Consider the following 17,120-nt stretch of genomic DNA (forward strand, 5'->3'; position numbering starts at 1 on the left):
TTTACATACAAAACGGCTAAGAGTCAAATGATTCTTATCTTTAAACTTTAATAATATTTCCATGAAGAAGACTTTTGTATTTCTTGCCCTTTCCACACAAATTATTTTTGCCCAAAACGTTGCCCAAAAATTAGATGATGCTACAAAAAATCTGATGAATTCTTCTTCGGCAATTTCATCAAACCTGTCTTTCTATGTTGCCGATGAAAGCGGAAATCTTGTTTATGAATTTCAGGGAAATAAAGGGTTATCTACAGCTTCAACGCAAAAAATTTTTACAGCCGCCGCAGCTTTGGAAACTTTAGGCAAAAATTACACATACAAAACAACATCATCATATTCAGGAACGATTTCTAATGGAAATTTAAATGGAAATCTTTTCATCACTTCAAACGGCGATCCTACTTTGGGAAGCTGGAGGTATGAAGAGTACAAACCCGAAAATTTTAAACAAAAACTGATCGAAGCAGTTAAAAAATCAGGAATTACAAAAATTTCAGGTGATCTGGTGATCGACGATTCTTATTTTGACCATCAAACCATTCCCGGAGGCTGGCCGTGGGACGATTTGGGAAATTATTACGGAGCCGGAGTTTGGGGCGTCAACTGGAGAGAAAACCAATTTGACATCCACATCAACGGAAGCGATTTTAAAAGTTTTTCTTATCCTTTAGAAAATGTAAAATGGCTGAATGATTTAAAAGCTTCGGGAAGTTCAGATCAGAGTTTAATTTTTACAGCGCCACATTCTGATGTTGCTTTAATAAACGGAAGTTTACCGGCTGGAAAAGTAACCACCGTTTCGGGATCTGTTCCCAATCCGCCTTTACAATTGGGCGCTGAAGTTCAGAAATGGCTGAAAGATTCAGGAATTGATATTTCAGGAAAAGTGATAACCAGTTCCCAACTCGAAATTGATGGTAAAAAAGCTTTGGAAGCTCCAAAAAACAATATCATTCTCACTTATGAATCACCGGCTTTAGACAAAATTGTGTATTGGTTTCTGAGGAAATCTGTGAATTTATACGGAGAAAATTTAGTTAAAACTTTAGGTAAAGAGAAAAAAGGAAACTCAAGCTTCAAAAGCGGAATTGCTTATTTAAAAGAATTCTGGAAAGCAAAAGGCATCAATTCAAACATGATCAATTTTGCCGACGGAAGCGGGCTTTCTCCGCAAAATTATGTTTCGGCAAAAGCGGAAGTTCAGGCATTGCTTTATGCAAAAAAACAGGCTTGGTTTGATTCTTATTATGACGGATTTCCTAATCAGGACAACGGCATGAAGATGAAAAGCGGAACCATGCGCGATACCAAATCTTATGCAGGCTATCATACTTCTAAAGATGGAAAAAAATATGTATATTCAATTATCATTAATAATTATTCAGGAAGCGGAAGCGCAGAACTGCAAAAGATTTTGAATGTTTTAAAATAAATAGAATTGAAAAAAAGATCCATTTTTGCCAGGTTCAACAACTGGTTTATTTTTTCTCTGATGACTTTGGTGGTTGTCGCCATTGTGATCGCTTCAACGATGGTGGTGAATTATCTAAAGAAAGACGAAGTAAAAAGAGTTGATATCTTGGTAAAAGCAATAAAATTTCAGCAGGATATGACACCAAGTCTTGAAGTTCAGGAACTTCTTCTTGCCATTTATAGCTCAAATACGACAATCCCGATGATTATTTTAGATAAAAATGATCAGGTAATAGAGTATAAACATTTACCAAAGGAAATTGGCGATGATGCTCAAAATATTATTGCCGAAGCTAAGAAAATGGAAAAAAAATATCCGCCGATAGAAATAATAGTGCAGGGCGGAAATAATCAGTTTGTATATTATGACAACTCAAGAATGCTGAATAATCTTCAGTACTTCCCGTTTTTGCTGGGATTTTTTGTGTTGTGTTATTTCTTATTTTCATTCTGGTTTTTAAGAACAGTGAAAAAAACCGACGAAGGTTATCTTTGGGCAGGGTTGGCAAAAGAAACCGCCCATCAGATCGGGACACCATTATCATCAATGATGGGCTGGATGGAAATCATGAAGCTTGAAAATCCTGATTCTGACGGCGTTATCGAAATAGAAAAAGACATCGACAGGCTGAGAACAATTTCCGAAAGATTTTCAAAAATTGGTTCTGTCCCCGAATTAAATGATAACAATTTTAATGAAACCATTAAAGAAAATTATGATTATCTGAAAACAAGAATTTCTAAGAAGATCGATTTTACGCTTTTGCTTCCGACATATAATATTTTGGTTCCGCACAACAAAATTCTGATGAGCTGGGTTATTGAAAATCTGGTAAAAAATGCCGTTGATGCGATGAAAGGTGAAGGTACTTTGCAGATGTCAGTTTTCGAACGCAACAAAAATATTCTGGTTGAAGTAAAAGACAGCGGAAGCGGAATGACAAAATATCAGGCGCAAAATGCTTTTAAACCAGGATATTCTACAAAAAAACGAGGTTGGGGTTTAGGCTTAAGCTTGGCAAAAAGGGTAGTGCAGGAATATCATGAATATTTTACGACTTAAATTTCCAATTTAAAAGCAACATTCAAAACCCCAAAACAAAAGAAAAAATCACTATTTTTGAAGCATGATTAAAGCGAGTAATATCCATAAATCTTATGGAAGTCTGGAAGTATTGAAAGGAGTTGATATTCACATCAAAACCGGGGAAGTTGTTTCTATTGTTGGGGAATCGGGCGCCGGAAAATCTACACTTCTTCAGATTTTGGGAACTTTAGACAGCCCTTCAAACCCTGAAAAATACAATACTGAAATCAAACTGAAAGACGAATCGTTTATCAATATGACCGATAAGCAGATTTCAAAATTCAGGAATCAGAATATTGGTTTTGTTTTCCAGTTTCATCAGCTGCTTCCCGAGTTTACGGCTTTAGAAAACGTTTTGTTGCCTACCAAAATTGCAGGAACGAGCGAAAAAGAAGCGATGGAAAAAGCATATCAATTGTTTGAAGATTTAAAAATCGTAGAGCGAATTCACCACAAACCGAATCAATTATCGGGAGGTGAAGCGCAGAGAGTGGCCGTTGCAAGAGCTTTGATTAATTCGCCAAAGATCATTTATGCAGATGAACCGACAGGAAATTTAGATTCGAAAAACGCAGATGATCTTCACCGTTTATTTTTTGATCTTAGAGATAAATACAACCAGACTTTTGTGATTGTCACACACAACCCGCAACTTGCCGAAATTACAGACCGCAAACTGGTGATGAAGGACGGATTGATCATTGAATAATATTTAAATATGAAATCTTTACTATTCGCATTATTATTTCTGATTTCCTGTACTCAGTCAAAAGCTCAGTCAAATACAGATATTCTGCCTAAAGAAAGGATTTCGGAGCTTAAAAATTATATTAAAGACAAAGATTACAACCAGAATCTAGCGGTTTTTATTAATTTTAAAATCCATTCCGGGAAGTACCGTTATTTTGTTTACGATTTAAAAAACAACAGAATAATACAGAAAGCCATTGTTTCTCATGGTTCAGGATCTGTCATCAAAAATTCAGGTCAGCTTAAATTTTCTAATGTTGAAGGCTCTTATCAATCATCTTTAGGTAAATATGAAATTAAAGAGAGTTATTCAGGTCAGTTCGGGAAAGCTTATCGTTTAAAAGGTTTAGACTCTACCAACAGCAACGCAATGCAGCGTGCGATCGTACTACATTCTTTTGGATGTATTCCGGATCAGGAATCACAAAATCTGGCGTGCTTAAGCTTGGGTTGTCCGATGCTTTCAATAAAAGCTTTTAAAGAAACCGCAAAATATGTAGACCAATCGAAAAAGAGCATTGTTTTGTATGCTTTTTATTAGTTTTGTTGATAGTTGATAGTTGATAGTTGATAGTTGTTGGATGATGGATGATGGATGATGGATGATGGATGATGGATGAATTTAATAAATATAAAGTAAACTAATGTTTTTTTTCTCATTAACTAAAATACTTAATAACTAATTCCTATAACCTATAACCTAAAATCATGTCTATAAAATTTTTGGCAGAAGACGACAGACCAAGAGAAAAATTTTTGCTGAAAGGTAAAAATTCGGTTTCTGATTCTGAGCTTTTGGCAATTATCATGGGCAGCGGAAACAGAGATGAAACAGCGGTAGAATTAGCCCGAAAAATTCTTGCATCGGTTGATAACAATTGGCATCAGCTCAGTTTATTAACGATTAAAGATTTAATGAAATTCAAAGGAGTAGGCGAAGTGAAGGCAATTTCGATTGCAACGGCTCTTGAAATCGGGAGAAGAAGAGCAGCGCAGGAAATTCCTGAAAAACCGCAAATTTCAAGCAGTAAAGATGCTTACAATCTTTTAAAATTACATTTAGCAGACTTAAGAACTGAAGAATTTTGGGCGCTTTTTCTCAATCAAAATAATAAAGTGATTCATATTTCACAGTTAACTCAGGGCGGAATTAACCAGTCGATTGTAGACATCAGAATACTTTTTAAAACAGCTTTAGAACATTTTGCAACAGCAATTATTATTTCGCACAATCACCCTTCAGGAAACCTGAAACCCAGTGAAGAAGACATCAATATAACCAAACAAATAAAAGAAGCAGGAAATGTGATGAACATTCAGCTTCTGGATCATTTAATTATTACCCAAAACGCTTATATAAGTTTTTCAGACGAAGGATTATTATGATTAAAAAATTAAAATACGATGAAATTGATTTTGAAAAATATGCTCAATGCCTGGAAAACTCTGCACAGCGAAAATATTCTGCTACAAAACAGTTTTTAGATATTTCTTCTGACAAAAAATGGGAATTATTGGTTTACGGAGATTATGAAGCCGTAATGCCGGTTCCTTTTGTGTTTAAATCGGGGATTAAGATCGTTCATAATCCTATGCTTTGTCAGCAGTTGGGTGTTTTTTCTAAAGAGGATAATGCAGAAATCAACGAACAGTTTTTACATTTTTTAGAGAAAAATTATCTTATCAGGATTTATACTTTTAATGAATTTAATCATTTTAAAACTTCCTTGAATTCTAAAAAAAACTTTCTCATTCTTCCTGATAACTACGAAACGGTTTATTCTAAATATTCTCCGAAAAGAAAAAGGAAACTCAGACTCGATGAAGAAATTATAAAGAATTCTGAAATTAAAAACATTACTTTTTCTCAGGCAGAAAGCTTTATTAAAGAAAATTTTCTGGGAGCAGATAAGGAAGAAGACTTAGATTCTTTTATTTCAATATTTAAAAATATGTATGAAGCAAATTGTTTGAATTTTTCAGCTTTTTATCTCAATAAAAGGATCATCAATATTATCGTCACTTATTTTGATGATTTTACAGTTGCGCTTTTGGGAACATTTAATGATAAAGAATCGGTTAAAGTATCGGGAGCTTCTGTATTGATAGACAAATGTATAGAAGTAAATATCTCAACAAAAATTTTCGATTTCGAAGGAAGCGAATTGCCGAATGTGGAAGAATTTTTCAGAGGTTTCAGACCTGAATTGCGGCCTTATCATATTATCGAATATTCTAAAAAAGACATCATTAAAAAATTGCTGAGCTTGAAATTTATCATGAAACTTTAATTTAATCACGTTCTTTAGAATAGTTCTATAGATTATTCTTAAATTTATAAAAGTATTTACAAACTGTCTGCAATGCTAAAGAAGATCCGCAATTATAAGTTGCCTTACATGATTTATAATTTTTTCAACAAAAAAAAATTACAGCACAATATTCCGCTTTATAAAAAATACGGTCTCGATAAAAGCTACTTTTCGAGCATTTCGAGCAAAGACTTTGCCCATTTACCTGAAAATGAAAGGAAATTTGACGAGCAAAAGCTTTTTAATACACCATTTTACAAAAATCTTTCCGACGAAAATAAAGCCAGCGCAAAAGGTTTTGATAATAACGGTTTTTTGGTTCTGAAAAATTATCTAAAGCCTGAAACCGCCGATCAGATCAATGATGAGATTGAAAAACTGATGAATGATGGAACCATTAAATTCCGTTATGGCGGTAAATTGATGTTCGTTATTCATCATTCTGAAATCATAAAAAATATCGGAAACGATAAAAATCTGCTTGAATTTTTGTCTGTTTTGATTGATGGTGATGCAAAACTGTTTCAGAGCATTAATTTCATCAACGGAAGCCAGCAAAAAACGCATTCAGACAGCATTCACATGACGACTTATCCTTTGGGCGGACTTTTAGGAGTCTGGATCGCCTTGGATGATGTGGACGAAACAAATGGTGCTTTACACTATATTCCGGGAAGTCATAAACTTCCTTATTTCTTAAATTCTGATTACGATAATGAAGGAACAGTTTTTAAAATCGGTAAAAAAAGTTATGTAGCGTACGAAGAATTTCTTGAAAATAAAGTGAAAGAACTTGGGTTGAAAAAAGAAATTTTCAGGGCTAAAAAAGGAGATCTCTTGATTTGGCATGCCAATATTCTTCACGGTGGAGAACCACATTTAGATAAAACAAAAACACGAAAAAGCTTAGTTTATCATTATTTTGACGAAAAAAGCGTGTGCTATCATGAGGTCACGCAAAGACCTGCTTTATTTGAGTTGTGACGATGCCGGAGAAAAATAATCTTATACTGAAGAAATTCACAAAAAAGTTTTTGCTGAACTTGACGAGAAAAGACCCGGAATGTTTGAGTCTGATTTTTCGCATGAAGAAACTAATAATACTGGGTTTGGTTTACGTTCAGAGTTCAAAAGAAGATTTATTTAAAAAACTTTCCTAAGAGCCAATTTATTAGTAATTTTGCTACCTCAAATTATGACAGATTTTTCAGACTATTTACCTTATGCAACCGCATTAGTTTGAATGATAATGATTATATCGGGCAAACTATAGAAGATCTGAGAAAAGAAATTTTAATAATAGCTTAATTTAAATAATAAATTTACATAATGATTCCAAATTTTAAAGCACATCCATGGCATGGGATTTCTGCAGGAGAAGATGCGCCAAACGTGGTGAACGTATTCGTGGAAATAGTTCCTTCAGACACCATTAAATATGAAATAGATAAAGAAACCGGTTACCTTAAAGTAGACAGACCTCAGAAATTTTCTAATATTATTCCTGCATTATACGGTTTTGTTCCAAGAACTTACTGTAATGAAGAAGTAATGAAATTAGCGGTAGAAAGCGGTGCAAGTGACGTTACAATGGGAGATCACGATCCTTTGGATATCTGTGTATTAAGCTCTCACAACATTCACTCAGGCGGACTTTTGATGGAAGCTATTCCAATCGGAGGTTTTAAAATGATTGACGGTGGTGAAGCAGATGACAAAATTGTAGCCGTAATGGTAAGCGATCACGCATTTGGTCATTTCAGAGATATTTCAGAATTGCCGGAAGCAGAAATAAAAAGATTGATGCACTATTTCTTAACCTACAAAAATTTACCGGATGAACCTGCTAAATGTAGAATTCAGGAAGTTTACGGAGCAGAACATGCAAGAAAAGTTATTGTAGCTTCAAAAAATGATTATGCAAGCAAATACGGAGGATAATTTTTAATTATTAAAAATATAAAAGCAGGTGAATTTTCATCTGCTTTTTTGTTATAAATACCCAATATTTCTTCCATAATTCAAAAAGCAATAATATTTTAAATGGATTGATAGAAATTATTAACTATATTTAACATTCTATTACCAAAAAAATATTAAACTATGGACTTATTTGTTTTAGTACCCATTTTTGGTGTTGTTGCCCTTATCTATACTTTTATGCAAAGTAAATGGGTAAGCAGACAAAATGCCGGAAATGAAAAAATGAAAGTAATCAGCGGTCATATCGCTGACGGTGCAATGGCTTTCCTTAAAGCCGAGTACAAAATTCTGATGTATTTCGTAATAATTGTTGCCATTCTTCTTGCTGTAATGGGCATGACCAATTCCAACTCACATTGGAGCATTGGAATTGCTTTTGTGATTGGAGCCATCTTATCTGCTTCGGCAGGTTTTATAGGAATGAAGATCGCTACAAAGGCCAACGTAAGAACTGCAGAAGCAGCAAAAACCTCTTTATCTAAAGCGCTTAAAGTATCTTTCACGGGTGGCTCGGTAATGGGAATGGGAGTTGCAGGATTGGCAGTTTTAGGTTTAGGTGCACTTTATTTAATTATAAAGCAGGTTTTTGCACCTGATGCACCTGTAGATTCCCACGAAATGGAAAGAACCATAGAAATCCTTACCGGATTTTCTTTAGGAGCAGAATCTATTGCCTTATTTGCCAGAGTTGGTGGCGGAATTTATACCAAAGCAGCCGATGTTGGAGCTGATTTAGTAGGAAAAGTAGAAGCAGGAATTCCTGAAGACGATCCTCGGAATCCGGCTACAATTGCAGATAATGTGGGAGATAATGTAGGAGATGTTGCAGGGATGGGAGCCGATTTATTCGGGTCTTATGTAGCAACGGTTTTAGCAACAATGGTTTTGGGAAGAGAAACAATGTCAAACGATTCGTTTGGTGGTTTTGCTCCCATATTATTGCCAATGCTTATTGCAGGAACCGGGATTATTTTTTCAATCATTGGTACTTTATTCGTTAAAATTAATGATAACGAAGGATCATCAACATCCAATGTACAAAATGCTTTAAACTTAGGAAACTGGGGAAGCATCGTCATCACAGCAATAGCATCTTATTTCCTAGTAAATTATCTTTTACCTGAAAACATGGTTTTAAGAGGCCATGAATTTAGCAAAATGGGAGTTTTTGGAGCTATCATTGTTGGTTTGGTTGTAGGAACTTTAATGAGCATCATCACAGAATTTTATACAGCAATGGGGAAAAGACCCGTTTCAAGTATTGTGAGACAGTCTTCCACCGGTCACGCAACCAATATCATTGGCGGACTTTCAGTGGGAATGGAATCTACACTTTTACCGATTCTTGTTTTAGCAGGAGGAATTTACGGTTCTTATCTATGCGCCGGATTATACGGTGTTGCAATCGCAGCAGCAGGAATGATGGCAACAACGGCAATGCAATTGGCAATAGATGCTTTCGGTCCGATTGCTGATAATGCAGGCGGAATTGCAGAAATGAGCGAATTACCAAAAGAAGTTCGTGAAAAAACAGATATTTTAGACGCTGTAGGAAACACAACAGCAGCAACCGGAAAAGGTTTTGCAATTGCTTCTGCAGCATTAACGGCATTGGCTTTGTTTGCAGCATTTGTTGGAATTGCCGGAATCGACGGCATTGATATTTACAGAGCAGATGTTTTAGCCGGATTATTTGTCGGCGGAATGATTCCTTTTATATTTTCGTCATTAGCAATTACTGCAGTAGGGCAGGCTGCAATGGCGATGGTAGAAGAAGTAAGAAGACAGTTTAGAGAGATTCCGGGAWTTCTGGAAGGAAAAGCCGAACCGGAATACCAAAAATGTGTTGCAATTTCTACCGATGCTTCCATCAAAAAAATGATGCTTCCCGGTGCGATTGCTATTGTTTCTCCATTGCTGATCGGGTTTATTTTCGGGCCTGAAGTTTTGGGCGGTTTTCTTGCCGGAGCTACCGTTTGCGGAGTTTTAATGGGAATTTTCCAGAATAACGCCGGCGGAGCTTGGGATAATGCTAAAAAATCTTTTGAAAAAGGCGTTGATATTAACGGACAAATTTATTACAAAGGTTCTGAGCCGCATAAAGCCTCAATTACAGGAGATACCGTTGGAGATCCGTTCAAGGATACTTCGGGGCCGTCAATGAATATTTTAATTAAACTGATGTCGATTGTTTCGTTAGTGATTGCGCCAACTTTGGCTGTGCTTCATAAAGATAAAATTGATGCCAACAGAAAAGCAAAAATCGAAGCTTTAACGAAAGTTTCTGCGGATCACCCTGCAACTGTTGTAAGTTCCAATGTAACAAATGTGGTTATTGTTCCGAAAGTAGTAAAAGGTTTTTTAAATGAAGACGGAGATTTTGTATATGATACAGGAGAATTGAAAGAAGTAGAATTGGAAGACGGCAAAAAGATTTCTATTGGCGAAGGAAGCCAGCTTTACCAGATGTATAATGCTATCAAAAATAATGATAAAACGGTTTTAGATCCCAACAACTGGTACACCCTTGAAAATCTTTATTTTGAAGTAAATTCAAGTAATCTGAAACCAAAAGCAGAAGCACAGTTATTAAATCTTGTAGAATTGATGAATGCCTATCCTAATATGAAAATAAAATTAGGAGGTTACACCGACAACACAGGAAACCAGGCAACAAATGTAAAGCTTTCCAACCTTAGAGCACAGACTGCAAAACTGGAACTCCTTAAATTAGGAATTTCTGGAGATCGTATAGAAACGGAAGGTTATGGCTCTTTATATCCTGTTTGTGAAGCAAATGACACCGATGAGTGTCGTGCGAAGAACAGAAGAATTGATGTGAGAGTACTTTCTTTATAGTCAAAATTAAACAAAATAAAAAGCACTGCATTTGCGGTGCTTTTGTTTATAACTCTTTTTGATTAGGCATAATAAAATATCTTCAAAAATCAATGGGAAAAATAAAAAGATTGCTCTCTTAATGATCACTACAAATTTCTCTTCAAATGCTCCAAAGCCTGAACAATCACATCGTCTTTCTTGGCAAAGCTGAACCTGATATAATCTGAATCTGTTTTAGAATGATAAAATGCAGAAAGCGGTAAACAGGACACTTTTTTTTCTACAGTCAACCATTTAGAAAACTCTACATCGGTCATTGTTTTGCTAACGTTTCTGAAATTTACGATCTGGAAAAAGCCGCCCTGAGATATTTCCTCAACATGCAAAGGCGTAAACTGTATCAGTTCATTGAAAACATCCCGCTTATTTTGCATTATTGTCTGATTTTCTGCAGGATCAAAAACGTCGAGATATTTTGCAATCGCATATTGACAAGGCGAATTGGAGCTGTAAGAAATGTACTGCTGATGATTTCTGAAGTTTTCAAGCAGGTTTTCTGCGGCTAAAAGATAGCTGACTTTCCAGCCTGTAGCGTGAAACATTTTACCAAACGAAAAAATGCAGAACGTTTTTTTCCTTAATTCGGGATGCAGAAACGAGCTGTAATGCTCAGCATTATCGTAATGGTAAATATCATACACTTCTTCTGAAATAAGATAAATTTCCTTGTGTTTTATGAGTTCATATAATTGTTCCCAGTCTTGTTTGCTCCATGTTTTTCCGGTAGGGTTTTGAGGGGAATTTACAATAATGGCTTTTGTTTTCGGTGAAATACACTGCTGAAGTTTTTCCCAGTCAATTTTAAAATCACTTTCAAGATCATAGTAAACCGGAACTCCGCCATTCAAAACGATAGAAGGAGCGTAAGTGTAATAAGAAGGCTGAATGACAATCACTTCGTCACCTTTATTTAAAACAGATTTTAAAGAAGTATACAACCCAAAAGTAGAGCAGGGAACGATATTTACTTCTTCGTATTTCAATTTCAGGCTGTTTTTCCTGCTTAAATTAAAGCGAATGATATTCTCGATCAATAAAGAATTACCCGACAACGATTCGTAGCTGTGACTGACCATATCTGCAGATTCTTTCAGAAAATACCGAAGACGGGGATCGATTTCAAAATCGGGAAGACCTAATGACAAATCATAACTTTGATGTCTGGAAGCAAGCTCCGACATGTCTGTAAAAAATTTATAATCATTAAATCCGTAATTTTTTCCCATAATCTTTAGAGCCTGTTAAAAATTCATGTTATTAATTAAACTAAAAAAAATGTTTATTCTTAATTTTTCAAACATTAAGAGCCTTTTTAAATTTATTGGAAAAACTCAAAGACGCAAGTTAAGCTTAAGTCTTTTGTATTAACTCTTGATGCTTAAAAAATGTTTTATAAAAATTTAAACAGTCTCTTTCAAATATATTAAAAAAATGTTTGAGATAAGCAGATGAATTTTTTTTGTTATTTTTAAACAAATAATTTTAATTATGAAAAAATTGCTTCTTCCTTTATTTTCGGTAATCCTTCTTATAAGCTGCGGAGGTTTAAAAACATCAACTGAAAATCAAAATTCAGGTCAATATTCAAGTTCAGGTAATTTAAAAAGTGAAAAGGCTTTTAATAAAGCATATCAGAGAATTAAGCTGAAAGATTTAAAGAAAAATCTATATGTAATTGCATCTGACGAAATGGAAGGAAGAGACACGGGAAGCCGTGGACAGAAAAAAGCGGGAGAATATATTATTAAGTTTTATAAAGACCTGGGAATTTCATTTCCGAAAAAATTAACTTCATATTATCAAAAAGTCCCATCATCTTATATGAATAAAATGGGTGGCGGAAACCTTCCCGATTCTGAAAATATTCTGGCATTTATCGAAGGAACCGAAAAACCCGAAGAAATCATTGTAATTTCTGCACACTACGATCATGTAGGAACCAAAAACGGTGAAGTTTACAACGGAGCCGACGACGACGGAAGCGGAACGGTTGCGGTCATGCAGATTGCCAAAGCTTTCCAGAGTGCCAAAAAAGCAGGAAACGGACCCAAAAGATCAATTTTATTTTTGCATGTAACCGGTGAAGAACATGGGCTTTTCGGTTCGTCTTATTACTCTGACAACCCTGTTTTTCCTTTAGAAAATACGGTAGCTGATTTAAATATTGACATGATCGGAAGAGATGATGCCCATTATAATTTTGCAAAACACGGCATTCCTGTAGCATTTTTCTTTGACGGAATTCACGAAGATTATCATAGACCTACAGATGATGTAGAAAAAATTGATTTCCCTCTGCTGCAAAAAAGAACGCAGCTTGTTTTTGCTACAGCTTGGGAACTCGCAAACCGTGAAGCAAGAATTGTGGTTGATAAGAAGTAAACTTGGAGTATTTCAGTACTTCAGTTTTTTTAGTTTTTAGCTTTAAAGTATTAAGTATTTCTGTGTTAGATTTTTAAACCTTTAAATATCTTTTATAAACGCTCAACTAAATAACTAAAAAACTGAAAAACTAACAACTAATCCCTAACACCTAATTCCTAATACCTAATCCCAAAACCATGCATCAAAAAATAAAATCAATAAGGCCGTTTATCGGATCGAAAAATTTTGCAGAAAGCAGGTCTTTTTACAGAGATCTCGGATTTGAAGAAGGGGAAATCGATTCTAAACTTTCTGTGTTTAAAAAAGGAGATTTCGCTTTTTATCTGCAGGATTATTATGCAAAAGAATGGATTGAAAACACCATGATCTTCCTCGAAATAGAAAATGTAGACCTTTATTGGGAAGAACTCGTTTCTTTAAATCTGAAAGAAAAATACAATTCAATACGGTTGGTTCCTACCAAAACGGAAGTTTGGGGAAAGGAATGTTTTCTTCTGGATCCGGCAGGAGTTTTGTGGCATTTCGGAGAATTTTTTACTTCTTAAAAGATGATTTACGCATTCGATACTTTTTATTACGAAGATTTTGCAAAAACGGTTTGTATTGCTTTTGAAAGCTGGTCTTCTGAAGCCGAAAGTTTTATTTATACCGAAAATACAGAAATCACTTCTGATTATGAAAGCGGAGCTTTTTATAAAAGGGAATTGCCCTGTATTTTAAGCCTGTTAAAAAAGATCAATTTGAAGGACGGTGATCTTATTATTGTTGATGGGTATGTAACCTTAGATAACAGCGGGAAAATTGGTTTAGGCGGTCATCTTTACAATTCTTTGAATAAGAAATATCCTGTTATTGGCATTGCTAAAAACGGTTTTGCATCTGAAGATGATTTAAGGAAAACAGTTTTCCGGGGAGAAAGCAAAACACCGCTGTTCCTTACAGCTATAGGAATTGATGCAGATTTGGTGAAAACGAATGTAGAAAATATGCACGGAGCCTACAGAATACCGACATTACTGAAAAAACTTGATCAGCTTACTAGAGAGAAAGATGAACTATATTTTGGAAACTGATAAAAATCAGCAATAAATTATTTATATTTATTCTAAATAAACATAAATTTGTTTCAGAATTAAAATGATTCTAAAAACATTAAATAGTTCATATCCATATTAATTTTTCATTTTTCAAGAACCGATGAGTTTTGCTTGTCGGTTTTTTATTTTTAAATATAGAAATAAAAGAACCCGCTCTTTAGAAGCGGATTCAGTAGATAAATACATCTCATTTTTTTAGTTAGACAACAACAAAAAAGCACAGCCGACAATGCTGTGCTTAAATTTTTATTTCAAATTTAACTGCAATTTCGAAATCGAAAAAAGCAAGAAAAAGATTCATTTCGTTTTTATTACATAGTAAATGTAGGAATATTTTTAATACGAAATGTAAATTAAATGTTAAAATTCACTACTTATCCACATTTTTTTATGGATAAGTATATAATTACAATTTCTCAGCAATATATTTCGCTGTATGTGATTTTTTATTTTTCGCCAAATCTTCCGGAGTCCCTGCAAAAACAACTTCTCCGCCGTATTTTCCGGCTTCCGGACCGATGTCTATAATATGATCGGCACATTTCATAATATCCGGTTGATGCTCTATCACAATCACAGAATGACCGAGATCGATTAATGCCTGCAATGATTTTAATAATTTTTGAATATCATGGAAATGCAATCCTGTAGAAGGCTCATCAAAAACAAATAACGTTTTATCTGTCGTCACACCTTTTACAAGGAACGAAGCCAGTTTTACACGCTGCGCTTCACCACCAGAAAGGGTAGAAGAGCTTTGCCCGAGCTGCAGATAACCTAAACCAACATCTTGCAACGGAGTCAGTTTGGTAACGATCTTATCTTCTTTATTTTCTCTGAAAAATTCTAAAGCTTCGTCAACCGTCATGTGAAGAATATCTGAAATATTTTTCTCGTCGAATTTTATTTCAAGAATTTCATTTTTAAAACGGGTTCCTTTGCAGGTTTCGYATTCCAGCTCGATATCTGCCATAAACTGCATCGAAACATTGATAACGCCTTCACCTTTACATTCATCGCATCTTCCGCCGTCAACGTTGAAAGAAAAATGTTTCGGTTTATAGCCCATCATTTTTGCGCTTTTCTGCTTAGAAAATAAATCACGAATATCATCGTAAGCTTTCAGATACGTTACAGGATTTGAACGTGATGATTTCCCGATTGGATTTTGGTCAATTAATTCGATGTGTTTGATTAACTTTTTTGGAAACTCCACAGAATCGTAATCTCCTTTTTTTCCGCCCATTCCAAGCTGAATCTGGATGTCGTTTGTAAGAATCTCCTTCATCAAAGTAGATTTTCCACTTCCGGAAACTCCCGAAATAACGACTAAACTTTCAAGAGGAACATCTACATCGATATTCTTAAGATTATTTGATCTTGCCCCTTTTATATGAATAAATTCTTTTGCTTTTCTGCGTTTTTCAGGAACTTTTATCTCTAATCTTCCGGTCAGATATTTTGAAGTGAGCGTATCGGCGTCTTTCAGCTCTTTATAATCGCCTGCGAAAACCAATTCACCACCTAAATAGCCGGCTTCCGGACCAATATCAATAATATAATCTGCCGCTCTCATTACATCTTCATCATGCTCCACAACAATTACCGTGTTTCCTATATCACGAAGATTTTTTAAAACTTCAATTAAATTTTCGGTATCTCTTGAATGTAAACCGATTGATGGTTCATCTAAAATATAAATAGATCCCACCAAAGAACTTCCCAAACTTGTCGCAAGGTTAATTCTCTGGCTTTCACCACCGGAAAGCGTATTTGAAGTACGGTTTAAAGTAAGATAACCCAAACCAACTTTCAATAAAAATTCAAGACGGGTTGTAATTTCGTATAACAATCTTTTGGCAACTTCTTTATCGTGTTCTGAGAGTTTTAAACCCTGAATTAATGGTAAAAGCTCATCCAACGGAAGCTCAATCATCGATTGAATATTATTTCCGTCAATTTTTACCCAGCTTGTTTCTTCACGTAGACGCAAACCTTCACAAGTCGGGCAAAGTGTTTTACCACGGTAACGAGAAAGCATGACACGATACTGAATTTTATATAAATTTTCCTCAAGCATTTTGAAGAAATTATTCAGTGAAGGAAAGCTGCTTTTTCCGTCACCTTTCCAAAGGTAATTTTTCTGCTCTTTCGTTAATTGATGATAAGGCTTATGAATAGGAAAATCTTTTGCTTTTTTAATGAAATCTTTTTTCCATTCGCTCATGCTTTCACCTTTCCAGGAAGCTACCGCATCTTCAAAAATCGACACAGCTTTATTGGGAATCACCAGATCTTCATCAATCCCGATCACCTTTCCGTAACCTTCACAAGTCGGACAGGCGCCGTAAGGATTATTAAAGCTAAAAAAATGAACATTCGGTTCCAGGAATTCTATTCCATCAAGCTCAAATTTATTTGAAAAGTTTTTAACCGTTCCCGATTCGGTATTTTTTAACGAACAATATCCGCGACCTTCATAAAACGCCATCTGAATAGAATCTGCCAAACGCTGAAGGAAACTTTCGTCTTCTTCATACGAAAAACGGTCGATCACCAGATTGATTTCCATGCCTTTTTCGGGAGTGAAACCAAAACTTTCAAGATCTTCAATTCCGGCAACATTTCCGTTGACTTCCAGTCTTGTGAAACCTGCCAGTTTTAAAACATTTAAAGTATCTGTAAACGTTTCAACATCAAAATCTAAAGGCGCTGTCAGTAAAAACGGAACGTTGTTTTTAGAATTTTTAATAAAATCTATCACATCGGTTACCGAATCTTTTTTTACTTCATCGCCTGAAACCGGAGAAAAAGTTTTACCGATTCTTGCAAAAAGAAGTTTCATATAATCGTAGATCTCGGTAGAAGTTCCTACTGTGGATCTAGGGTTTGAAGAAATAACTTTCTGCTGAATTGCAATTGATGGAGCCAAACCTTTGATATCATCAACTTTTGGTTTTTCTAATTTACCTAAAAACTGACGTGCATAAGAGCTCAGACTTTCTACATATCGTCTTTGTCCTTCCGCATAAATAGTATCAAATGCCAGAGATGATTTTCCGCTTCCGGAAACTCCTGTAATGACAATAAGCTTATTTTTCGGGATTAATACATCAATGTGTTTCAGGT

14 protein-coding genes are annotated in these 17,120 nt (G+C 35.0%); 12 read left to right on the forward strand and 2 right to left on the reverse strand.

Annotated features, from left to right (window positions below; translation table 11 throughout):
- Window positions 1–61 precede the first annotated feature (61 nt).
- From dacB to AB4Y90_RS14575, 9 genes are all read left to right on the forward strand, one after another.
- Window positions 62–1,435, forward strand: coding sequence for a D-alanyl-D-alanine carboxypeptidase/D-alanyl-D-alanine endopeptidase (gene dacB, locus AB4Y90_RS14535; protein ID WP_441558262.1), 1,374 nt, complete (start codon window positions 62–64; stop codon window positions 1,433–1,435).
- A gap of 6 nt (window positions 1,436–1,441) precedes the next feature.
- Window positions 1,442–2,539: a sensor histidine kinase gene (locus AB4Y90_RS14540; RefSeq protein WP_441558263.1), complete on the forward strand. Its 1,098-nt coding sequence runs from the start codon at window positions 1,442–1,444 to the stop codon at window positions 2,537–2,539.
- A gap of 64 nt (window positions 2,540–2,603) precedes the next feature.
- Window positions 2,604–3,272, forward strand: a complete 669-nt coding sequence (locus tag AB4Y90_RS14545; RefSeq protein ID WP_441558264.1) for an ABC transporter ATP-binding protein — start codon at window positions 2,604–2,606, stop codon at window positions 3,270–3,272.
- Window positions 3,273–3,281: 9 nt separating this feature from the next.
- Entirely contained in the window at window positions 3,282–3,854 is a 573-nt protein-coding gene (locus tag AB4Y90_RS14550; RefSeq protein WP_441558265.1) for a murein L,D-transpeptidase catalytic domain-containing protein, read from the forward strand.
- Between the two features lie 167 nt (window positions 3,855–4,021).
- Complete coding sequence (gene radC, locus AB4Y90_RS14555; protein WP_441558266.1) at window positions 4,022–4,699, forward strand: RadC family protein; 678 nt, start codon at window positions 4,022–4,024, stop codon at window positions 4,697–4,699.
- Window positions 4,696–5,604, forward strand: coding sequence for a hypothetical protein (locus tag AB4Y90_RS14560; RefSeq protein ID WP_441558267.1), 909 nt, complete (start codon window positions 4,696–4,698; stop codon window positions 5,602–5,604). Before radC ends, AB4Y90_RS14560 begins: the two co-directional genes overlap by 4 nt.
- 72 nt (window positions 5,605–5,676) lie before the next feature.
- The gene (locus AB4Y90_RS14565) at window positions 5,677–6,609 is read left to right on the forward strand and encodes a phytanoyl-CoA dioxygenase family protein (protein ID WP_441558268.1); all 933 of its coding nucleotides are present in this window, start codon (window positions 5,677–5,679) and stop codon (window positions 6,607–6,609) included.
- Between the two features lie 345 nt (window positions 6,610–6,954).
- Entirely contained in the window at window positions 6,955–7,566 is a 612-nt protein-coding gene (locus AB4Y90_RS14570) for an inorganic pyrophosphatase (protein ID WP_441558269.1), read from the forward strand.
- A 162-nt stretch (window positions 7,567–7,728) separates the two neighbouring features.
- On the forward strand, window positions 7,729–10,467 hold the full coding sequence (locus AB4Y90_RS14575) for a sodium-translocating pyrophosphatase (protein ID WP_441558270.1): 2,739 nt from the start codon (window positions 7,729–7,731) through the stop codon (window positions 10,465–10,467).
- Window positions 10,468–10,595: 128 nt separating this feature from the next.
- On the opposite strand, the gene AB4Y90_RS14580 is transcribed toward AB4Y90_RS14575, so the two are convergent.
- Window positions 10,596–11,735, reverse strand: coding sequence for an aminotransferase class I/II-fold pyridoxal phosphate-dependent enzyme (locus AB4Y90_RS14580; protein WP_441558271.1), 1,140 nt, complete (start codon window positions 11,733–11,735; stop codon window positions 10,596–10,598).
- Between the two features lie 262 nt (window positions 11,736–11,997).
- Here AB4Y90_RS14580 and AB4Y90_RS14585 point away from each other — a divergent pair, with 262 nt between their 5' ends.
- The 3 genes from AB4Y90_RS14585 to AB4Y90_RS14595 all read left to right on the forward strand — a co-directional run bounded on the left by AB4Y90_RS14585 (window position 11,998) and on the right by AB4Y90_RS14595 (window position 13,967).
- Window positions 11,998–12,891 carry a M28 family peptidase gene (locus AB4Y90_RS14585; protein ID WP_441558272.1) on the forward strand — a complete coding sequence of 298 codons (894 nt, stop codon included), beginning with the start codon at window positions 11,998–12,000 and terminating at the stop codon, window positions 12,889–12,891.
- Between the two features lie 179 nt (window positions 12,892–13,070).
- Window positions 13,071–13,439 carry a glyoxalase gene (locus AB4Y90_RS14590; protein ID WP_441558273.1) on the forward strand — a complete coding sequence of 123 codons (369 nt, stop codon included), beginning with the start codon at window positions 13,071–13,073 and terminating at the stop codon, window positions 13,437–13,439.
- Window positions 13,440–13,442: 3 nt separating this feature from the next.
- A complete protein-coding gene (locus AB4Y90_RS14595; RefSeq protein ID WP_441558274.1) occupies window positions 13,443–13,967 on the forward strand; it encodes an endonuclease V in 525 nt (174 codons plus the stop codon).
- Window positions 13,968–14,397: 430 nt separating this feature from the next.
- Here AB4Y90_RS14595 and uvrA read toward each other — a convergent pair whose 3' ends face one another.
- Window positions 14,398–17,118: an excinuclease ABC subunit UvrA gene (gene uvrA / locus AB4Y90_RS14600; RefSeq protein ID WP_441558275.1), complete on the reverse strand. Its 2,721-nt coding sequence runs from the start codon at window positions 17,116–17,118 to the stop codon at window positions 14,398–14,400.
- Between the last annotated feature and the right edge of the window lie 2 nt (window positions 17,119–17,120).

This window comes from Chryseobacterium sp. 2TAF14 (assembly GCF_052115105.1).
Classification (GTDB): Bacteria; Bacteroidota; Bacteroidia; order Flavobacteriales; family Weeksellaceae; genus Chryseobacterium.